Source organism: Gilliamella apicola (assembly GCF_000599985.1).
Taxonomy (GTDB): Bacteria; Pseudomonadota; Gammaproteobacteria; order Enterobacterales; family Orbaceae; genus Gilliamella; species Gilliamella apicola.
This window is the reverse complement of the sequence record NZ_CP007445.1, coordinates 2,678,479-2,698,259: the sequence shown is the minus strand read 5'-3', so window position 1 is coordinate 2,698,259 and position 19,781 is coordinate 2,678,479. Positions and strand designations below refer to the sequence as shown.

17 protein-coding genes are annotated in these 19,781 nt (G+C 34.5%); 9 read left to right on the top strand and 8 right to left on the bottom strand.

Annotated features, from left to right (window positions below):
* The first annotated feature begins 11 nt into the window (after positions 1-11).
* The 3 genes from icd (at position 12) to murJ (ending at position 4,315) form a co-directional block, all read left to right on the top strand.
* The gene (gene icd / locus GAPWK_RS12065) at positions 12-1,274 is read left to right on the top strand and encodes an NADP-dependent isocitrate dehydrogenase (protein ID WP_025316479.1); all 1,263 of its coding nucleotides are present in this window, start codon (positions 12-14) and stop codon (positions 1,272-1,274) included.
* 18 nt (positions 1,275-1,292) lie between these two features.
* Positions 1,293-2,648 (top strand): citrate/2-methylcitrate synthase, encoded by a 1,356-nt coding sequence (locus GAPWK_RS12060; RefSeq protein ID WP_025316478.1) that lies wholly within the window; start codon positions 1,293-1,295, stop codon positions 2,646-2,648.
* 128 nt (positions 2,649-2,776) lie between these two features.
* On the top strand, positions 2,777-4,315 hold the full coding sequence (gene murJ / locus GAPWK_RS12055; RefSeq protein ID WP_025316477.1) for a murein biosynthesis integral membrane protein MurJ: 1,539 nt from the start codon (positions 2,777-2,779) through the stop codon (positions 4,313-4,315).
* A gap of 265 nt (positions 4,316-4,580) precedes the next feature.
* Here the strand turns inward: murJ and ulaG are convergent, their stop codons facing one another.
* The gene (gene ulaG, locus GAPWK_RS12050; protein WP_025316476.1) at positions 4,581-5,648 is read right to left on the bottom strand and encodes an L-ascorbate 6-phosphate lactonase; all 1,068 of its coding nucleotides are present in this window, start codon (positions 5,646-5,648) and stop codon (positions 4,581-4,583) included.
* A gap of 25 nt (positions 5,649-5,673) precedes the next feature.
* The gene (gene ulaR / locus GAPWK_RS12045) at positions 5,674-6,435 is read right to left on the bottom strand and encodes an HTH-type transcriptional regulator UlaR (protein WP_025316475.1); all 762 of its coding nucleotides are present in this window, start codon (positions 6,433-6,435) and stop codon (positions 5,674-5,676) included.
* 446 nt (positions 6,436-6,881) lie between these two features.
* Here ulaR and GAPWK_RS12040 point away from each other — a divergent pair, with 446 nt between their 5' ends.
* The 5 genes from GAPWK_RS12040 to GAPWK_RS12020 all read left to right on the top strand — a co-directional run bounded on the left by GAPWK_RS12040 (position 6,882) and on the right by GAPWK_RS12020 (position 11,471).
* Positions 6,882-8,648 (top strand): PTS ascorbate-specific subunit IIBC, encoded by a 1,767-nt coding sequence (locus GAPWK_RS12040; protein WP_025316474.1) that lies wholly within the window; start codon positions 6,882-6,884, stop codon positions 8,646-8,648.
* 27 nt (positions 8,649-8,675) lie between these two features.
* A complete protein-coding gene (locus GAPWK_RS12035) occupies positions 8,676-9,149 on the top strand; it encodes a PTS sugar transporter subunit IIA (protein ID WP_025316473.1) in 474 nt (157 codons plus the stop codon).
* A gap of 4 nt (positions 9,150-9,153) precedes the next feature.
* The gene (locus tag GAPWK_RS12030; RefSeq protein WP_025316472.1) at positions 9,154-9,846 is read left to right on the top strand and encodes an L-ribulose-5-phosphate 4-epimerase; all 693 of its coding nucleotides are present in this window, start codon (positions 9,154-9,156) and stop codon (positions 9,844-9,846) included.
* A gap of 21 nt (positions 9,847-9,867) precedes the next feature.
* Positions 9,868-10,512, top strand: a complete 645-nt coding sequence (locus GAPWK_RS12025) for a 3-keto-L-gulonate-6-phosphate decarboxylase UlaD (RefSeq protein ID WP_025316471.1) — start codon at positions 9,868-9,870, stop codon at positions 10,510-10,512.
* Positions 10,513-10,598: 86 nt separating this feature from the next.
* Complete coding sequence (locus GAPWK_RS12020) at positions 10,599-11,471, top strand: L-ribulose-5-phosphate 3-epimerase (protein WP_038518506.1); 873 nt, start codon at positions 10,599-10,601, stop codon at positions 11,469-11,471.
* A gap of 1,291 nt (positions 11,472-12,762) precedes the next feature.
* Here the strand turns inward: GAPWK_RS12020 and dusC are convergent.
* The 6 genes from dusC to GAPWK_RS11985 all read right to left on the bottom strand — a co-directional run bounded on the left by dusC (position 12,763) and on the right by GAPWK_RS11985 (position 17,730).
* Positions 12,763-13,728 carry a tRNA dihydrouridine(16) synthase DusC gene (dusC, locus tag GAPWK_RS12010; protein ID WP_025316468.1) on the bottom strand — a complete coding sequence of 322 codons (966 nt, stop codon included), beginning with the start codon at positions 13,726-13,728 and terminating at the stop codon, positions 12,763-12,765.
* A 5-nt stretch (positions 13,729-13,733) separates the two neighbouring features.
* Entirely contained in the window at positions 13,734-14,498 is a 765-nt protein-coding gene (locus tag GAPWK_RS12005; RefSeq protein WP_025316467.1) for a molybdopterin-synthase adenylyltransferase MoeB, read from the bottom strand.
* A 79-nt stretch (positions 14,499-14,577) separates the two neighbouring features.
* The gene (locus tag GAPWK_RS12000) at positions 14,578-15,897 is read right to left on the bottom strand and encodes an amidohydrolase (protein ID WP_025316466.1); all 1,320 of its coding nucleotides are present in this window, start codon (positions 15,895-15,897) and stop codon (positions 14,578-14,580) included.
* A gap of 20 nt (positions 15,898-15,917) precedes the next feature.
* A complete protein-coding gene (locus GAPWK_RS11995) occupies positions 15,918-16,367 on the bottom strand; it encodes a hypothetical protein (protein ID WP_025316465.1) in 450 nt (149 codons plus the stop codon).
* Positions 16,368-16,377: 10 nt separating this feature from the next.
* Complete coding sequence (locus tag GAPWK_RS11990) at positions 16,378-17,154, bottom strand: DUF3100 domain-containing protein (protein WP_025316464.1); 777 nt, start codon at positions 17,152-17,154, stop codon at positions 16,378-16,380.
* Between the two features lie 30 nt (positions 17,155-17,184).
* On the bottom strand, positions 17,185-17,730 hold the full coding sequence (locus GAPWK_RS11985; RefSeq protein WP_025316463.1) for a cysteine hydrolase family protein: 546 nt from the start codon (positions 17,728-17,730) through the stop codon (positions 17,185-17,187).
* 285 nt (positions 17,731-18,015) lie between these two features.
* On the opposite strand from GAPWK_RS11985, the gene aspS reads away from it, so the two are divergent.
* Positions 18,016-19,773, top strand: coding sequence for an aspartate--tRNA ligase (gene aspS / locus GAPWK_RS11980; RefSeq protein WP_038517547.1), 1,758 nt, complete (start codon positions 18,016-18,018; stop codon positions 19,771-19,773).
* Positions 19,774-19,781 lie beyond the last annotated feature (8 nt).

Below are 19,781 nucleotides of genomic sequence, written 5' to 3'. Positions count from 1 at the left end.
AGGAATATAAAATGAATCAGCAAGTTTTGATTGCAAATGGACAACTCATCGTACCTGATAACCTGATAATTCCTTTTATTGAAGGTGATGGTATTGGTAAAGAAATTTGGGCGGCAGCGAATAAGATATTTGATAAAGCGATAGAAAAAGCTTATCAAGGTAAGCGTAAAGTTGAATGGCGCGAAGTACTTGCTGGTGAAAAGTCATTTAATTTGAATGGTAATTGGTTACCCGATGAGACTATGAATGCTTTTAAAAAATATTTGATTGGCATAAAAGGGCCATTAACAACACCCGTTGGTGGAGGCATTCGTTCTCTTAATGTTGCACTTCGCCAAGAGTTAGATCTCTATGTATGCTTACGACCGGTTCGCTGGTTTAAAGGTGTTGAATCGCCTGTAAAATACCCAGAAAAAGTTAACATGACTATTTTTCGAGAAAATACTGAAGATATTTATGCTGGCATCGAATGGATGCAAGGAACACCAGAAGCCGAAAAATTTTATCAGTTTTTATTTGAGCAAATGGGTGTAAAAAAAGTGCGTTTTCCTAAAACTTCATCTTTTGGTGTCAAACCCGTTTCAATTGAGGGATCTGAACGATTAATAAGATCTGCAATAAACTACGCATTACAACATAATCTGCCTTCAGTTACTTTAGTTCATAAAGGGAATATTATGAAGTTTACTGAAGGAGGATTTAAACAATGGGGATATGAACTGGCTGAAAAAGAATTTTCTGATGCGGTTTTTACAATGAATCAATATGCGAAGATACAAAAAACAGATGGAAAGGCCACAGCAGATAAGGCTTTAAATGATGCTATATCAGCATCTAAATTGATTGTAAAAGACGTGATTTGTGACGCATTTTTACAAAATACCCTGTTAAATCCGCAAGACTATTCCGTCGTCGCTACATTAAATCTAAACGGTGATTATGTATCAGATCAACTTGCAGCCATGGTTGGAGGTATTGGTATAGCACCTGGAGCTAATATTAATTATTTAACTGGGCACGCCATTTTTGAAGCAACACATGGCACAGCTCCTAATATAGCGGGTCAAAATCAAGCAAATCCTTCATCACTATTACTTTCTGGTGTCATGATGTTTGATTATCTTGGCTGGCATGAAGTTGGTCAACTGATTACTAAAGCTATGGAAACTTTATTTCAACAAGGAAAAGCTACTAGCGATTTAGCTCGTTTCATGCAAAATGGGCAACCCTTATCAACCACTCAATTTACTCAAGCAGTAATAGATAACTTATAAAATAAGGAGTAATTGTAAATGAAAGAAAAATTTTTAGTTTATAAGCTATCTGAAACTGTTAAAAATACTAGTAAGATTCAATCACAATTATTTGAAAAGTTTAATGTAAAACGTGGATTACGCAATGCCGATCACACAGGCGTCCTAGTCGGTTTAACTAAAATTGGTGATGTATTAGGTTATAAACATTTGGATGATGGCACATTAGAACCAATTCCAGGAAAATTATTATATCGAGGCATAGATATTGAAAATCTGGTTCACAATGCTCAAGAAGAACAACGAACAGGTTTTGAAGAAACCATCTATTTACTTCTATCAGGACGATTACCAGATGCAGAAGAACTTAGTGATTTTTCTAGATTACTAGGTGAATCAATGGCATTGGAAAAACAGACAAAGATAGCCATTATGGAACTCGAAGGCCACGATATAATGAATATTTTGGCCAGAACGGTTTTGGAAATGTACACCTATGATTCACAAGCGGATGATACCTCGCGTGATAATCTTATGCGTCAATCTATCGATCTTATTGCTAAATTCCCTGCAATTATTGCTTATGCTTACAATATGTTGAGTCATAGCGCTAAAGGTAAATCATTGCACATCCGCCATCCTCATGAACATTTTTCAATAGCAGAAAACTTTTTATATATGATGAAAGGCTCGGATGGATATACTGAGCTTGATGTGCGCGTTCTTGATTTAGCTATGATTATTCATGCTGAACATGGTGGTGGTAATAATTCAACATTTACCGTTCGTGTCACGAGTTCAACAGGTACAGATACCTATTCATCAATTGCCGCAGGCATTGGCTCATTAAAAGGACCGTTACATGGCGGAGCTAATCTACAAGTTGGTAAAATGTTAAAACATCTCGCAGAACAAATAAAAAACTGGACAGATGTGAACGAAATTGACAACTATCTACAGCGGATATTGAATAAAGAAGTATTCGATAAAAAAGGGCTAATTTATGGTATCGGCCACGCAGTTTATACTGTATCGGATCCTCGAGCCGTATTACTTAAAGAAATGGCACATGAACTAGCAAAAGAAAAAGGACGAGAAAAAGAATATAACTTCTTAAATCTGCTTGAAGAACGAGCAATCAATGCTGTTGTTAATCGAAAAAATGCCAGAACAAAAAAACTTGTATGTGCCAATGTTGATTTTTATTCAGGTTTTGTTTATGACATGATAGGTTTACCTAGAGAAGTTTATACACCATTATTTGCTATGTCTCGAATCGTTGGATGGTGTGCACATCGAATTGAAGAGCTTAATTTTGATGATCGACGCATAATTCGACCTGCCTATAAAAATATTGGTGAGCTTATGCCGTTTATTCCATTAAAAGATCGTTAAAATTATCTTCCGTCAGTTTAACACTGGCGGTTTGCAAGAAAACTTATTTTATTAAAAAAGCGTGGTGCTTTGAGGCAATAGTTTGTAGACTATCCCACATTGTCGGTTTTTGACTCTGTATTATATAAATGAATCTTTTAAAATCCTTAGCTACAGTGAGTTCCATGACCATGGTATCTCGTGTATTAGGTTTTGTGCGTGATGCTATCATTGCTCGCTTTTTTGGTGCCGGTATGGCTACCGATGCCTTTTTTGTTGCCTTTAAACTCCCCAACTTATTGCGGCGTATTTTTGCTGAGGGTGCATTTTCACAAGCCTTTGTACCGATTTTAGCTGAATATAAGAATCAACAAGGGATAGAAGCAACACGGACTTTTGTCGCTTATGTTGCTGGTTTATTAACTTTAGTATTAGCTATTGTTACCTTAATTGGCATAGTGTGTGCACCTTTTATTATTATGTTAACCGCTCCAGGATTTATGCAAGAATCTAGCGAAAAATTTGATCTTGCCACAACTATGTTGCGCATTACCTTTCCTTATATCTTTTTTATTTCACTTGCGTCATTGGTTGGGGCGATATTAAATACTTGGAATCGTTTTTCTGTTCCAGCTTTTGTTCCAACTTTGTTAAATATTAGCATGATTATGTTTACGCTATTTTTAACACCTTACTTTAATCCTCCCGTATTAGCTCTCGCGGTATCGGTTGGTGTAGGAGGGATTTTACAATTACTTTATCAACTCCCTTATTTAAAGAAAATTGGTATGTTGGTATTACCTAGAATTAGCTTTAAAGATAGTGGCGTTTGGCGAGTATTAAAACAGATGGCGCCTGCTATTTTAGGGGTATCGGTTGGGCAAATTTCGTTAATTATTAATACGATTTTTGCTTCATTCCTTATTTCTGGTTCTGTATCGTGGATGTATTATGCCGACCGACTTATGGAATTTCCAGCTGGAGTACTAGGGGTTGCGCTTGGCACAATTCTATTACCATCGCTATCTAAAAGCTTTTCTAAAGGTGATTATAAACAATATTCAGAGTTGCTAGATTGGGGATTGCGACTCTGTTTTTTATTAGCATTACCAAGTACTGTCGCTTTAGGTGTCATATCTCGACCACTTATATCAACCTTATTTGAATATGGACAATTTACCTTAAATGACGCCTTGATGACCCAGCGAGCATTGGTTGCTTATTCAGTTGGTTTACTTGGGATGATTTTAATTAAAGTATTAGCACCGGCTTTTTATTCACGACAGGATATTAAAACTCCTGTCAAAATTGCAATTGTTACCTTAATTTTAACACAACTGATGAACCTTGTTTTTATTGGTCCATTACAACATGCTGGGCTTTCGCTTTCAATTGGCCTTGCGGCTTGTTTCAATGCAGCGTTATTGTTCTGGCAATTACGTAAAAAACAACTATATCAACCTCAGCCAGGATGGTATAAATTTTTAGCTAAAGTTATTATTGCTGTTATTTTAATGTCCGTCGTTTTATGGTTTGGTGCACAACTATTACCTGATTGGTCAACTGGATCAATGTTAATGCGTATTGGACGACTACTAGTGTTAGTTATTTCTGGTATTATTATCTATTTTGCATCATTGATCGTAATGGGATTTAAGGTAAAGCATTTTATTAAACGTATTGATTGATAACAACTAAACAGCTAAAAAGATTTTGTCAAAAAGTTTGAGGTTAACATAACGTTTCAGTAAAAAAATGTAATTAAATTCGAGATTTGGTCTGATATTTCAACACTATTGAATAATTAGACGTTTATGATTTTAGATGTTAGTTTTATTTCCCTATCGATATTCAATTACTATGGACCGATACAATCATCGGTCCAGTTATTTATGAAAATAATCAACAAAACTTACTTTTTAGATTGATTGATTTTAATAATTCCTATTATTTTTATAAAAATGAACGATATGGTAATTCTGGTTCATCAGTAAAGATATCTCTAAATCCTCTATAATGCTGATAATGCATTTTATGTTGATCTGTAGGATATGTATATTTACCCCCAACTTGCCAGAAAAATGGTCTAAATTGATATTCAAGACGATCTTTTTTCATTTCCCAAAGAACTTCAATTTCACGAGGATCACTTTGGAAATTTGACCATATATCATGATGGAATGGAATCACTACTTTGGTATTAAGCGATTCAGCCGCACGCAAAATGTCTGATGAAGTCATTTTATCGGTAACGCCACGAGGGTTTTCACCATAAGAAAGTAAAGCCACATCAATTTTATGATCATTACCATGTTTGGCATAGTAGTTAGAATAATGAGAATCTCCTGAATGGTAAAGTGATCCTCCTGAAGTTTCAAATAAATAGTTAACAGCACGATCATTCATACCATCTAAAATTGATTTATCGGTAGAAGATACGCCTTTTGGTAACGTGACTAATGATGTTCTATCAAAAGAATCTAGTACATGAATTGTAATATCACCTACTTTAATTGTGTCACCAACTTTAGCAACGATGCAACGATCTTCTGGTACCCCCCAACTTTTCCATAACTCAACACAAGCTTTTGGACCAATAAATTTAACTTTTGGAGAACAATTTTGAATTACAGCAGCAGCGACATTGACATCAATATGATCGGCATGATCATGAGTTGCCATAACGGCATCAATTTCCTTAATCGCAAATGGATCTAACACAAATGGACTGGTTCTTAAATTAGGTTGCAATTCACGTACTCCACCCATACGCATCATTTGATGCTGTTTGTTCATTAATGGGTTAGCATGTGTTTTTTTTCCTGTACCACACCAAAAATCGACAGAGATATTAGTATTACCTGCTGATTTTAACCAAATCCCGGTACAAGCTAGCCACCACATGGTGAAAGTATTTGGTTTCACAACGGTGTTTTCAATCTCTTCATTTAACCAAGTTCCCCATTCAGGAAAAGTGTTTAAAATCCAAGAATCTCGGGTAATTTCATTTACTTTACTCATACTATGTTCCTTTTTTATTTAATAGTTAGACTAATATCACTTCAACTCCCTGCTTTTTAATGCATTCAATTACTTCCTTATTTGCTTGCGCCCCAGTAATCAAAATATCAATTTTATTTACTGGGCAAAAAAGCATGCCAGAGTTAGCTTTGGTATCGATCTTTGAGCTATCAACCACTACAACTAATTTTTCTGCTTTCTCTAATATCTGTTGTTCAGCAACAGCACCTAAAATTTCACTTTTATAAAGACCTGTTGACGTTAATGTTTTTCCACTAGTAAACATCCATTTTGCGGCATAAGAATCGGTGATACTTGCAATAGGATTGAGTATGATATTTTGTGTTTTATTATATAACCCACCCATAATGATCACATTTTCGTGGTCATGTTCAATCAAATAACACGCTAAAGGAAAATAATTAGTGATGATTGATACATTTTTTCCACAAAGTTCTCGCCCTAATAAAAATGCCGTTGAACCACAATTAATCACTATATTTTCATCACTACCGCATAACTTAGCTGCTCGAATCGCAATCCGCGCCTTTTCGTGATAATGATCAGTATTGTTATTACCTATTGGAGCCCAAATTGGTTTTTGTTCTTCAAGACGCATAATGCCATTGCGTACTTTTTTGACACGACCATCTTGATCTAATTTGGTGATATCTCTTCGAGCCGTAGCAGGTGATATTGAAAAATGACTGATTAATTCGGTCACTTTTAATTCACCTTTCTCGTTAACCAAAGCGACGATCTCATTATGTCGCGTTAATTCATTCATTAAGATCCCTTATTTTAATTTGATTATTTTTGATTATTTTGATAATAATTTTCATTATTAAAATTGTCAATTATCTTATTGTTTTTATTTGTCAATATTTATTTAATCTATTGATAATTATAAATATAGGTTTAAATTAATGTAGTTTTTTTTCATTATTATGTGAAGTTGATCACAGATATGGTTTCTGATTTTATAGAAAAGTGATCTTCATCAAAATAATCATAAATAATCATTGTGTGATTTATTTTGATTATAGAATATAACAAGCGTTAATCAAACCATCTTAATTTGATTAACAAAGTATAGGGTTAATTTAGCTCAAAGATTCATTCGACAGTGAACAACTATATAAAAAAGGGCATTAGGATAAGTTTTATTACTGCTTAGTAAGCACGATATAAACTTCAAATTTTAAAAAAGCCCATAACCAATGAGAGGGGCATATGGAAGTAATCTATAACGTATTTTATATTTTTTATAGTCAAGTCATGACTAAAGCACCATTGTTACTCGGCTTAGTAACAATGTTAGGTTATTGTCTTTTACGCAAAGATATAACTACAATTTTGAAAGGAACAATCAAAACCATTGTTGGTTTTATGTTGTTACAAGTTGGTTCAGGTGTACTGGTTTCAACATTTAAACCAGTGATTGCCAAACTGGCTGAGTATCATGGCATTAATGGATCGATTATTGATGTTTATGCTTCTATGATGACTGTAGAACATAATATGGGTGATAAATATTCTTGGGTTGGTTATGCCGTATTACTCGCATTGGCTATCAATATCCTTCTAGTAATTTTTCGCCGTATCACAGGTATTCGCACCATTATGTTAACGGGTCATATTATGTTCCAACAAGTGGGATTAATTGCTCTGTTTTATTTTCTGTTTGGTTACGGTATGTGGGAGACAATAATCTACTCCGCCATTATTACCGCATTATATTGGGGTATTTTTTCTAATATGATGTTTAAATCTACAGAAGCCGTTACTGGAGGTGCTGGGTTTTCGATTGGTCATCAACAACAATTGGGGTCTTGGATTGCTGTTAAATTAGCCCCTAAATTAGGTGATAAAAATGATACAGTTGATAATCTAAAATTACCTAAATGGTTACATATTTTTCACGATAGCATCGCCGCAACAGCGATTGTGATGACATTCTTTTTTGGCATCATCCTTCTTTCATTTGGTTTGGATAATTTGCAAACCATGGCAGGGTCAACCCATTGGACAATTTACATTTTAGAAACAGGTCTTAAATTCGCTGTCGCAATACAAGTCATCGTCGGTGGGGTCAGAATGTTTGTGGCTGAATTGTCTGAAGCGTTTAAAGGTATTTCTGAAAAATTAATTCCAAATGCCGTATTAGCAATTGATTGTGCCGCAATTTATGCTTTTTCTCCAAATGCAATGGTATTTGGCTTTATTTGGGGTGCATTAGGACAATTTTTAGCAATTGCCTTATTACTTATATTTAAATCACCGATTATGATCATTCCTGGTTTTATTCCAATGTTCTTCTCAAACGCAACTATTGGGGTATTTGCTAATCACTTTGGTGGTTGGAAAGCCGTTATGAAAATCTGTTTTGTCATGGGTATGATTGAGGTATTTGGTTCGGCTTGGGTGATTCATATCTTTGCAAAAAATGGCACTCCAATTGACTCTTGGATGGGAATGGCTGACTGGGCGATATTATTCCCACCTATTATACAAGGTTTATCTTACTCCCACTTATTTATCTATCTGATTATTGCATTGGCGTTAGTGTATATGTTCTTTGCTGCTAAACAATTACGCCAAGAGGAAGCAAATGCAAAAACTGAACCAGAACAAAACAATATTCATCAAGATGTTAATGAAAATGTTGTAGAAAAAATGGATGAAGTAGCAATAAGCGAAGGACGTGCAGTACGAATCTTAGCGGTATGTGGTAGCGGACAAGGCTCTTCTATGATGATGAAAATGAAAATAGCTAATTATTTAGATAAGAAAGGCATCGCCAATGTCATGGATTCTTGCGCGGTGACAGATTACAAATCACGGTTACCTAATGTTGACATTATTGTGGCGTCTAAACATTTAATTAACGAGATTGAAGTTAATGAAGGACAACATGCTTTAGGTGTCCAAAACATGTTAAATCCAAATACATTTGGCGAAGAACTTATTGAACTTATTAAAAAAGTGCTTGCTCAATAACGAATTGATTAAAAAAGGAGTACAACAATGGCATTGAAAGAATCATTAATTGAAAATAACTCTATTTTACTAAAAGCGGATGCATCAACTTGGCAAGAGGCGATCAAATTGGGTACAGATATGCTTGTTGCTTCCAAAGCGATTAACCCTTCTTATTATGATGCAATTATTAACTGTGTAAAAAAAATGGGGCCTTACATTATTATTGCACCAAATTTTGCGATGCCTCATGCCAGACCGGAAGATGGTGTAAATCGCACTGCTTTTGCTTTAGTGACATTAAATTCTCCAGTCTACTTTGAAGGTGAAGAGCAACCTGTTGATGTGTTAGTTACCTTAGCGGGCAGTACCTCAGATGAGCATATGCAAGGCTTAATGGAAGTCACGCAAATATTAGATGACGAAGACAGCCCAACAGGTATCGATCTTGATAAGTTGAGAGCATGTAACAGCAAAGAAGATGTTTATGCTGTTATTGATAAGGCTTTATTAGGAGACTAATGTTATGTATCAAGCATTAAAAGAAAGAGTATTACAGGCTAACTTAACCTTACCTAAATATCATTTAGTCACTTTTACATGGGGTAATGTTTCTGAAATCGACCGTGCTAAAGGTGTTATTGCTATCAAACCTTCAGGCGTTGAATACAACAACATGAAAATTGACGATATTGTTGTGGTGTCATTAACGGGTGAAATTGTTGAGGGTAAATTAAATCCGTCTAGTGATACTGCAACTCATATTGAACTTTATAAAGCCTTTGAAAATATTGGTGGTATTGTTCATACACATTCTCGCTACGCAACCGTTTGGGCGCAAGCTGAATTAGATGTTCCAGCTTTGGGAACAACTCATGCCGACTATTTTTATGGTGATGTACCTTGTACTCGTCGTTTAACTGATAGCGAAATCAATACTGATTACGAAAAAAATACTGGTTTGGTGATCATTGAAGAGTTTAAACGAAGAGGCATTGATCCTACAGCGATGCCAGCAGCCGTTATTTCTGGACACGCTCCATTTTGTTGGGGAAAAAACGCTTCGGATGCTGTACATAATGCTGTAGTCCTTGAAGAAGTAGCCATGATGGCAATATCAACCAGACAACTTAATAAAACAATTAAAATTCAACAAACTTTATCTGATAAACACTATTTTCGTAAGCATGGAGCAAATGCTTATTACGGACAAAAATAGTATTTATAAGGGAGAAATAAAATGACAAAACCAAAATTACAAATTGCATTAGATCAAACAGAATTAGAGCCAGCTTTAGCGGTAGCCAAGAACGTAGCTGGATTTGTAGATATTATTGAAGTTGGAACCATTCTTGCCTTTGGCGCAGGTATTAATGGCGTAAAAACTTTAAGAGAAAAGTATCCAAACCATATTTTAGTTTGTGATTTAAAAACCACTGATGGAGGTGCTATTTTAGCAAAAATGGCTTTTTCGGCGGGTGCTGATTGGTTAACTGTTTCAGCAGCCGCTCACATTGCAACAATTGAAGCTTGTAAAAAAGTAGCGGATGAATTTGGGCGTGAAATTCAAATCGAACTTTATGGACATTGGACTTTTGATGATGCAAAAGCATGGCGAAAACTGGGTATCAAACAGGCAATTTATCATCGTTCTCGTGATGCTGAATTAGCTGGTGTTGGTTGGGGTGAAGAAGATTTAACTAAAATGCGACAACTTTCTGATTTAGGTTTGGAACTATCAATAACAGGTGGCATTGTACCTGAAGATATTCATCTGTTTGCTGGTATTAAAACGAAAGCTTTTATTGCTGGACGAGCTTTAGCCAATGAAAATGGTCAAAAAACTGCTCAAGACTTAAGAGAGCAGATTGCTAAATATTGGTAGGGAGTGTGCTAACAGTCGGGAAATCGGCTGTTAGCTTTTTACCTTAATATTATCGGATCTAAATTATGACAAATAATACAATCAATATGACCAGACAAACTCCATGTATGGGTATTTACGAAAAGGCACTACCTAATACACTTTCTTGGCAGCAAAAAATACTAGAGGCAAAATCTTTAGGATTTGATTTTATAGAACTTTCTATTGATGAATCCGATGAACGTCAAGCTAGGCTTGATTGGTCTGATGAAGAAATCTATTCATTGCGTCATCTATGTGAAGAAAATGGCGTTTTTTTTCACTCAATATGTCTTAGTGCACATCGCAAATATCCGTTTGGTTCTGCTGATGCAACGATCAGAGAACACGCTAAAAGTATTATGTGTAAGGCTATTACCCTTGCTTATAAACTTGGCGTTAGAGTGATTCAACTCGCTGGGTATGATGTTTATTATGAGCCAGCTAACTTACAAACCCATCAACGCTTTATTGCTGGTATGCAATGGTGTGCAAAACAGGCAGAAAAAGCAGGTGTTATGTTAGCTGTTGAAATTATGGATACTAACTATCTAAATTCACTGAGTAAGTTTGAAATTTTAAAAGCCGAGATAAATTCACCTTATTTTATGGCCTATCCTGATGTGGGAAACATCTCTGGTTGGAATTATGATGTTAGTACTGAGCTATTGTTAAGCCGTAACCATATTGTTCAAATTCATTTGAAAGATACCTATAAAGTAAAACCCAATTATGCAGGACAGTTTAGAGATTTGGTGATCGGTGAGGGGGAGGTTGATTTTTCGGCAGTATTTAGAACACTTAAATCTATTGATTATTGTGCGCCATTAGTGATTGAAATGTGGGCGAAAGATAATCAGTGGAAAGAAAATATTATTACTGCACAACAACGTTTAAAATCCATTGCTGACCAAGCTAATTTTCCTCTCTTCAACGCTTAAATTGAAGCATAAAAATAAATTTCTATTTTATAATTTGCTTCATCATATTTTAAATGATGAAGCATTAATTCCCTTTTACATAATAATTCATCGAAAAATAGCTCTGCTTATTAATGTAATCATCTAAAAAATATAATGTTTTATACTAATCATTAATACTATAAGTATTGATGATTATTGTTGATTAAAAAAGTCTTTGGTATTATTGTAAACATATTTTAACTCAATAGGTTATTTTTAATGACTCAATAGGACATTGTTGTTGAGTTTAATTTTATGTTGTTATCAAAATGTTTTTTAAAAAAGAGAGAATTTACTGATCTTGAGTATCAAAACGGAAAAACTAGCTTTTTTTAAGCTACCTTTTATTTTTATTGTGCTATTTTTTTTCTGTAGTGCTTTGATTTTTAATATTAGATTTGGTATTACCTTTATATCAACCTTTCATGACTATCAATTTTTATGGAGTATATTATATAAATTTACCCCATATCAATTACTACGTACAATTCCAGAATGTTTGTTGTTATTTGGTATTTCAGCGATCAGTTTATATCGGGTTAATGTTCATCAAGTGACATTTAAAAATATTACACTGTTAATTTTTAATATAATTATTGTTTGTATGATTGGCTATTTAATAAATGCGATAGCTGAAGGTATTTTTGATAATGTATTAATAAAAATAATTAATGTGGCTTCATGGTTATTTATTTTAGTTTTATGTATTATTCCAAGTTGTCTATTTTATCTATTTTCAGGATTATTTACCTATTTTTATATCAAAATATTAAATAATCATTTCGACAAAAGTAAACAGACTTTCGAACTAACTATAATCAATAGTACTAAAATTCATTTTATTCTATTTTTAGTATTTTTCTTTTTTATTTTAATCGCCTTTCCTTCTTTTATTTTAGATGTTTTAGTACATAACAGTTACTACTTTATTTCATTTTGGGAGCATATTTTCTTACCAAGCGGTTGTTATTTATTTAGTTTATTAGTTGTTATTTTAATTAGTAAAAACATGTTTACCCAAATGTTTGTTGTATTACAAACGGATAGAATAATAAAGTGTGCGATCTCTTTAAATATCATTATATTTCTTTTAAATTTTATTTTGTGGAAACTAGCCAATTGGTTAATTTATTATGTTTTATCTCAAAATACAGAACTAACATCTATAGTGATCATATTGTTAGGCACTATATCATTTATCCTATCGTGCTTAATTATTCGAAGATTGACTAAATATTACTTTCATCCAGCAGTTAAATACAAGATTAATTTATAGTATTGGTCTTGTCATTTGTTGTTGTTTTAAAAATGTATAAATCTCTTTTTGCGATTTTAATGTTCTAATATTTTGTAACATCTCAGATGCTTCTACATAATATTGTTTTAAATAAGCAAGCCATTGTTTAATACGAGCAGAATGATAAAGTGGTTTCACATCATCAATAGAAGAACTTGCATAGTGGATTAAAATTTCCAATACTTGTGACCAACTTAACGCGGGTTGTTTGTTGCGGATCATATTAGCTAGATTAGGAATAGTTAAAATCCCACGTCCCAACATAATGTCTTGCGTTTGACTTTGAGCAATGCATTTTTGTGCATCTTCAACAGAGAAAATTTCACCATTGGCAATCACAGGAATTGTTAAGTTTTGTTTGATTTGTGCTATTGTTTGCCAATCAATTTTATCCGCTTTATAACCATCCTCTTTAGTTCTACCATGAATAGCAATTTCATTAGCTCCAGCACATTCAATTGCATTGGCTATTTCATAGCAATGAGATTTGTTTGACCAGCCTAAGCGAATTTTAACTGATAATATGTCCGAGCGACCAATAGATTGTCGAACTTGACTAACAATATTAAAAATTTGTTCAGGGTATTGTAATAAATAAGCTCCGCCTTGACTGCCAATTACGGTTTTAGCTGGGCAACCAAAATTAATATCAATACCAAATGAACCAAGTTCAATCGCTTTTACTGCATTTTCTGCCATCCATTGTGGTGATTGACCTAGAATTTGTACTCGAATAGGAGTACCTGAAGCAGTCTTACCACCATTATAAAGTTCAGGACAAAGGCGATAAAAGGTGCGGTTGGATAATTGGTAATGAGTGACTCGCACAAATTCTGTTACACAATAATCAAATTGATTGATCTCAGTTAAAATTTGTCTCACTTGATAATCAAGTACTCCCTCCATTGGAGCTAAGATAATTCGGTTATTTTGTTTCATTCTGCTTATTGATCAGTTTGGTGATTACCACAGACAGGGCAATTTGCCTGCTTAGATATAGAAAATTGATTAAATTGCATGTTCATTGTATCAACCATCAATAATCGACCTGATAACGGACGACCGTAATGAGTAAGGATTTTTATTGCTTCTATGGCTTGCATTGAGCCAAACATACCAACTAAAGGCGCCATAACTCCTGTTTCAACACAAGTAAGCTGATCATTCCCAAATAGATGACTCAAACATTGATAACATGGTTCGTTAGATTGGAAGGTAAATACACTTAGCAAGCCTTCCATTCGTATTGCAGCGCCTGAAACTAAAGGTTTCTTTTCTTGAAAACAACAGCGATTAATCTGCTCACGGGTAACTAAGTTATCTGTACAATCAATGACAATATTATGTTGCTTAATAAGCGAAATAAGATCGTTATCATTTAGCGACTGATTAACTGTTTCAATTAGTATGTTGGGATTTATATTGGTTAAAGAGTGTTTAGCCACATCAACTTTTTTTTGATTAATTGATTTATGGGTATATAAAATTTGACGATTTAAATTTGAAGCGGATATGGTATCAAAATCATTTAATGTTAACTTACCAATACCCGATGCAGCTAAATAGAGAGAAGCTGAACAACCTAATCCCCCTAATCCAATAATTAATACTGAACTATTTTTTAAAATTTGTTGCTTTTCAATGTCGAAACCCTGCAAAGTTATTTGCCTGTCATAACGAAACAATTCTTGATCGGTAAGCGTTAACATATGAAGTGATTATTGTTGTTGATAATAATGTGGATAGTATAACAAAAACTTGGCACAAGATTGTGCCAAGTTCTAAACTTTATTTATCAAAACCCGATAGGAATTTTAAATATTCTTCTTTTGTCATTAGCGGTTTGTAATTTGTCATTAGGGTTTGAGCAGCTAGAGCGTCATCATAAAGTAAGTCAATAATCGTACAAGCCATCATTTGTGCAGGACGGATATAAGCCATCTCTTCATCAAATACGGTATAATCTTTACCATGTAAAATTCCTCTAACCGAACCAATCCAAGGGTGACTTACTGGCATAATATGTGATAGATCACCGGTATCTGTACTTCCAGTCATATGTGGTGCGATTGAAACGTTTTCTTCCCCAATTAAATTTTCAGCGTTTTGCTTTAAAAGATCATTAAGTGTTGGGTTATTATTTAACGGCAGATAACCTGGAAGATCTTTAATTTCACACGTAGCACCAATAGCCATTGCACCAGCTTTTAACGCTTGATTAATTCTTTCATTGGCATCAATCATAGCTGGAACATTGCCTGCTCGTACATAACTTTCCATTCTTACATCGCTTGGTATGACATTTACTAAATCACCACCTTGGGTAATAATTGGATGAAATCGAATGTAATCTTTTTCTTGAAATGTTTCTCGGATAGCATGGACACCCATCATTCCCATCATAGCTGCATTTAACGCATTTACACCAGCGTGAGGTGCCGCTGCGGCATGGGATGCTTCACCTTTATATTTAATTAGTTTACCAATAAAGCCATTGCTTGTTGTTGAGATTTCAATAAAACCATCTTGACGTTCATTTGGTACACTTGTTAAATGTATCTGCAACGCCATATCAACATCATCAAAATCACCACGTGAAATCAATTCTGGTTTGCCACCAATGTATTTGATTTTACCTTCTTCAATTAAGCGATTGCGATAGGTTATTTCAACATATTCTTCTGCAGGAACAGCAAATGGTACTACATCACCCGCTAAAAATTGCATGGCACCTGAGTCAATTAGTCCCATAGTGACAGCCATCATATTAGCGATTTGTGCATTATGACCACAACAGTGAGCCGCTCCTGATGTCTCATCGGCAGCTGGGTGGTCGGCACAAATAATTGCATCAAGTTCTCCAATAACTGCGATGCTGTATTTGCTTCCTTTACCGCCTTTAAGACGACCTTTAACACCCGTTAGTGCTAATTTATTTTTAAAAGGGACACCCAATTTCTCAAAAGCGTTTTCTACTTTTTTAGCCGTTTTGTGTTCTTTATAGCCAAGCTCTGGTTCGGACCAAATCGCTTCAGCAATCGATTTGATGTCTGCTTTTCGGTTTGCAATCGCGTCACAAACTTTTTTCTTTAGTTCATCTTTAGTCATAAATTAAATCCTTATCTAAATTAGATAACGCCTTCCCAATGCAAAGTGACTTGAGCTATTAAGGCTGCAAAAATAAACGTACCTGAAAATACCGCTAAAGATACGGGAATAATGCGCCAAGAGATATTTTTAAATAGCGCAAGATCTTTACCTATGGCAAGTCCTGCATAAGCAAGTACTGGCGTACACACTGCAAGTAGCGAAACTTGATCTGTAATTGCAACCAATTCTTTATGGTATGGGAATATAGGTGAAGAAGCTACAGCTGCAACAATCGATACCCATAAAATTACTGGAAATTTTTTAAGTCCGGGTAACTTACTTAGTAAAAATCCTACAATAGAGATAACAACTAGGACTGCTAAAGCTTCAAACGACGAAATAATATCAATTTTATAACCCACACTGTTTCCAGCAGCCATAATAATGGCTACTAAAATAAGCACAAAAATTGTTTCTAAAATCTTCATTTTTGGCTCCTTATTTATTGCGTCGAAAACGGGCTAACGTGTTATACATAAAAGAAGCAAAAGGTAAAGAAAAGAGCGTATAAATATATATACCAACCATACCAGACATTAAATTTGCTGTTGTTGCATAAGCGTTAATATTTTCAGATAAATCTGGATATAAATCACTTATCGGGGCAAGCGATGCCGCCATCATGCTTCCACTTCCTACACCAGCTCCCATGGCTAAAGCATAAGGATGAAGAATATCCAAATGAGCAATTAGACTCGCAAGAATACTCATCCAAATTGCACCATAAAGAGTACCACATATATACATAGCCATTACACCACGACCTTCTGGTGAATCTAAACCATATTTATCTGCTACAATGGCTATATTGGGTTCGCGAGCAACGGAATAGGTCGCCCCAACAGCCTCTCGTTTCATACCTAAGAGCATTGCTAATGGCAACCCAAGTAAAATTGTTCCAGCAAAATGACCTAATTCTTGAAAAATTAGAGCTAATTTAGCATCTTCTAAAATCATATCAATTTTGGGACCTACTGCTACACCAAGTTTTGCAACAAGTAACATTAATGTAACCATCATAACGATACTTGCATTTTGCATATTTTTATTGGTGAGTATTTTAAGTTTTGGCAAACTAATGATTCCGCCAAAAATCATCGCATATAACATTGGATAAACGGCAATAATCCATATCGATTGCTTGCCGATAAGTTCACAACTAACTACTACTAAAAGTGCAATTATATGCAATTTAAAGTCTCGTAAAACCTCCATTCCTGCTCCTTTTTTAATTGTTATCTATTGTTATATTAACGTTGCCCCTAAGGTATTTTGAAAGTGTTTTAAAGCCCATTGATGACCAATAGGATCAAAGCTTGCAACTGCATTTTGATGAATAACTATTTTATAACCTAAGTTATAGGCATCTACGGCTGTATGTAGAATGCAAATATCCGTACAAACACCAATTAAATGGATTTCGGTAATATGTCTTTCACGTAAACGTAGATCGAGATCTGTACCACAAAATGCTGAGTAGTGGCGTTTGTTGATCCAGTAAATATTGGTTGAATTTTTATTTTTTTGATAAAGTTGATGTAAATCACCAAATAATTGTTGGCCAACAGTTCCAACAATATTATGAGGTGGAAAAAGTGCATTTTCAGGGTGATATTCATCGGTCGGATCGTGAGCATCAATTGCCAAAACGATAAATTGATTATTTTTAATAAATGATTCAGTTATTTTTAACATTTCTGATTCAATTTGTTGACCGGCTAAACCTGTAGTTAAAGTACCATCATCCGCAATGAAATCATTCGTGTAGTCAATTGAAATTAAAGCTTTCATATCAAGTTAATAATATTTAAATAATACTTAAGCTTATTAATAAATATTTGATATTACAAGTTAATAAAGCAAACATTTTTCAAGTACAGCTAAATAATGCGCTTTTTGAATAATTATCCTATTGAATTTTAATAAAATTATAAAAAGCTATATAAGGTAAAATTATTATCATAAACCGAGTATAAATAAAATAAATAGTGATTATTTTAAAACATAGTCTTTATACCCTGATAAATTGCTCTATAATAATTATTATTTTCGACAATTGTACACAGGATATATTTAATGAGAACAATTTATTGCGGACAATTAAACGCAAGTTATGTTAATCAAGAAGTTACACTATGTGGATGGGTTAATAAACGCCGAGACTTAGGCGGTATGATTTTTATTGATATGCGTGATCGTGAAGGAATTGTGCAAGTTTTTTTTGATCCTGATTATCCACAAGCATATCAATTAGCTGGCGAGTTACGTAATGAATTTTGTATTCAAATTAAAGGAAAGGTGAGAGCCAGACCTGAAGGTCAAATTAATAAAGATATGGCAACCGGTGAGGTTGAAATTTTAGCGACCGAACTTACTATTTTCAATCGTAGTGATGTATTACCTCTCGATTTTAATCAAAATAATAGTGAAGAACAGCGGTTAAAATATCGATATATAGATTTACGCCGCCCAGAAATGACCTCAATCTTTAAAACTCGTGCACAAATTACCGCATTTGTTCGTTCATTTATGAATGAAAATGGTTTTTTAGATATTGAAACTCCTATGTTGACCAAGGCTACGCCAGAAGGTGCTCGTGACTATTTGGTACCGAGTCGAATCCATAAAGGTGAATTTTATGCATTGCCACAATCACCACAATTATTTAAGCAATTGCTTATGATGTCCGGGTTTGACCGTTATTACCAAATTGTTAAATGTTTTCGTGATGAAGATTTACGAGCCGATCGTCAGCCAGAATTTACACAGATAGATGTTGAAACTTCATTTATGACAGCCGAACAAGTGCGTGAAATCATGGAAAAAATGATACGCGAACTTTGGCTGCATGTTAAAAATGTTGACTTAGGTAAATTCCCAATTATGACTTTTAGCGAGGCAATGCGTCGTTACGGTAGTGATAAGCCAGATCTACGTAATCCGCTTGAAATTATCGATGTGGCTGATTTGGTTAAAGATGTCGATTTTAAAGTATTTTCAACTCCAGCAAATGATCCAAAAGGTCGAGTAGCGTTACTTTGCGTGCCAAATGGTGCTCAATTAACACGTAAACAGTTAGACGAATATACTCAATTTATTTCTGTTTATGGTGCAAAAGGTATGGCTTGGATCAAAGTCAATGAACGCAGTAAAGGTTTAGAAGGTGTACAAAGTCCAATCTCTAAATTCTTTAATGAATCACAAATGGAAGCGTTGTTAAGCCGTGCTAATGCGAAAGATGGTGATATTTTATTATTTGGTGCTGATAGCTATAAAGTTGTTAGTGATGCATTAGGTGCATTACGTTTGAAAGTTGGCAAGGATTTAGGCCTCACAGATGAAAACAAATGGGCGGTACTTTGGGTCGTTGATTTCCCTATGTTTGAAGAAACAGATGAAGGTTTAAGTGCTATGCATCATCCGTTCACATCACCAAAAGGTTACACTCCTGAAGAGTTAATTAACAATCCTCAAAATGCTGTAGCGAATGCTTATGATATGGTAATCAATGGCTATGAAGTCGGTGGAGGATCGGTACGTATTCACCGTAGTGAAATGCAACAAGCGGTATTTTCAATATTAGGAATTGGTGAACAAGATCAACGTGAAAAATTTGGTTTCTTACTTGATGCATTGAAATATGGTACACCACCTCATGCAGGTTTAGCTTTCGGGTTAGATAGATTAAGTATGTTGCTCACAGGAACAGATAACATCCGCGATGTGATTGCATTTCCTAAAACAACAGCGGCAACGTGTTTACTTACTGATGCACCAAGTCCAGCAAATTCTGCTGCATTAATAGAACTTGGTATTGAAGTCGCTAAAAAATAACGATATTT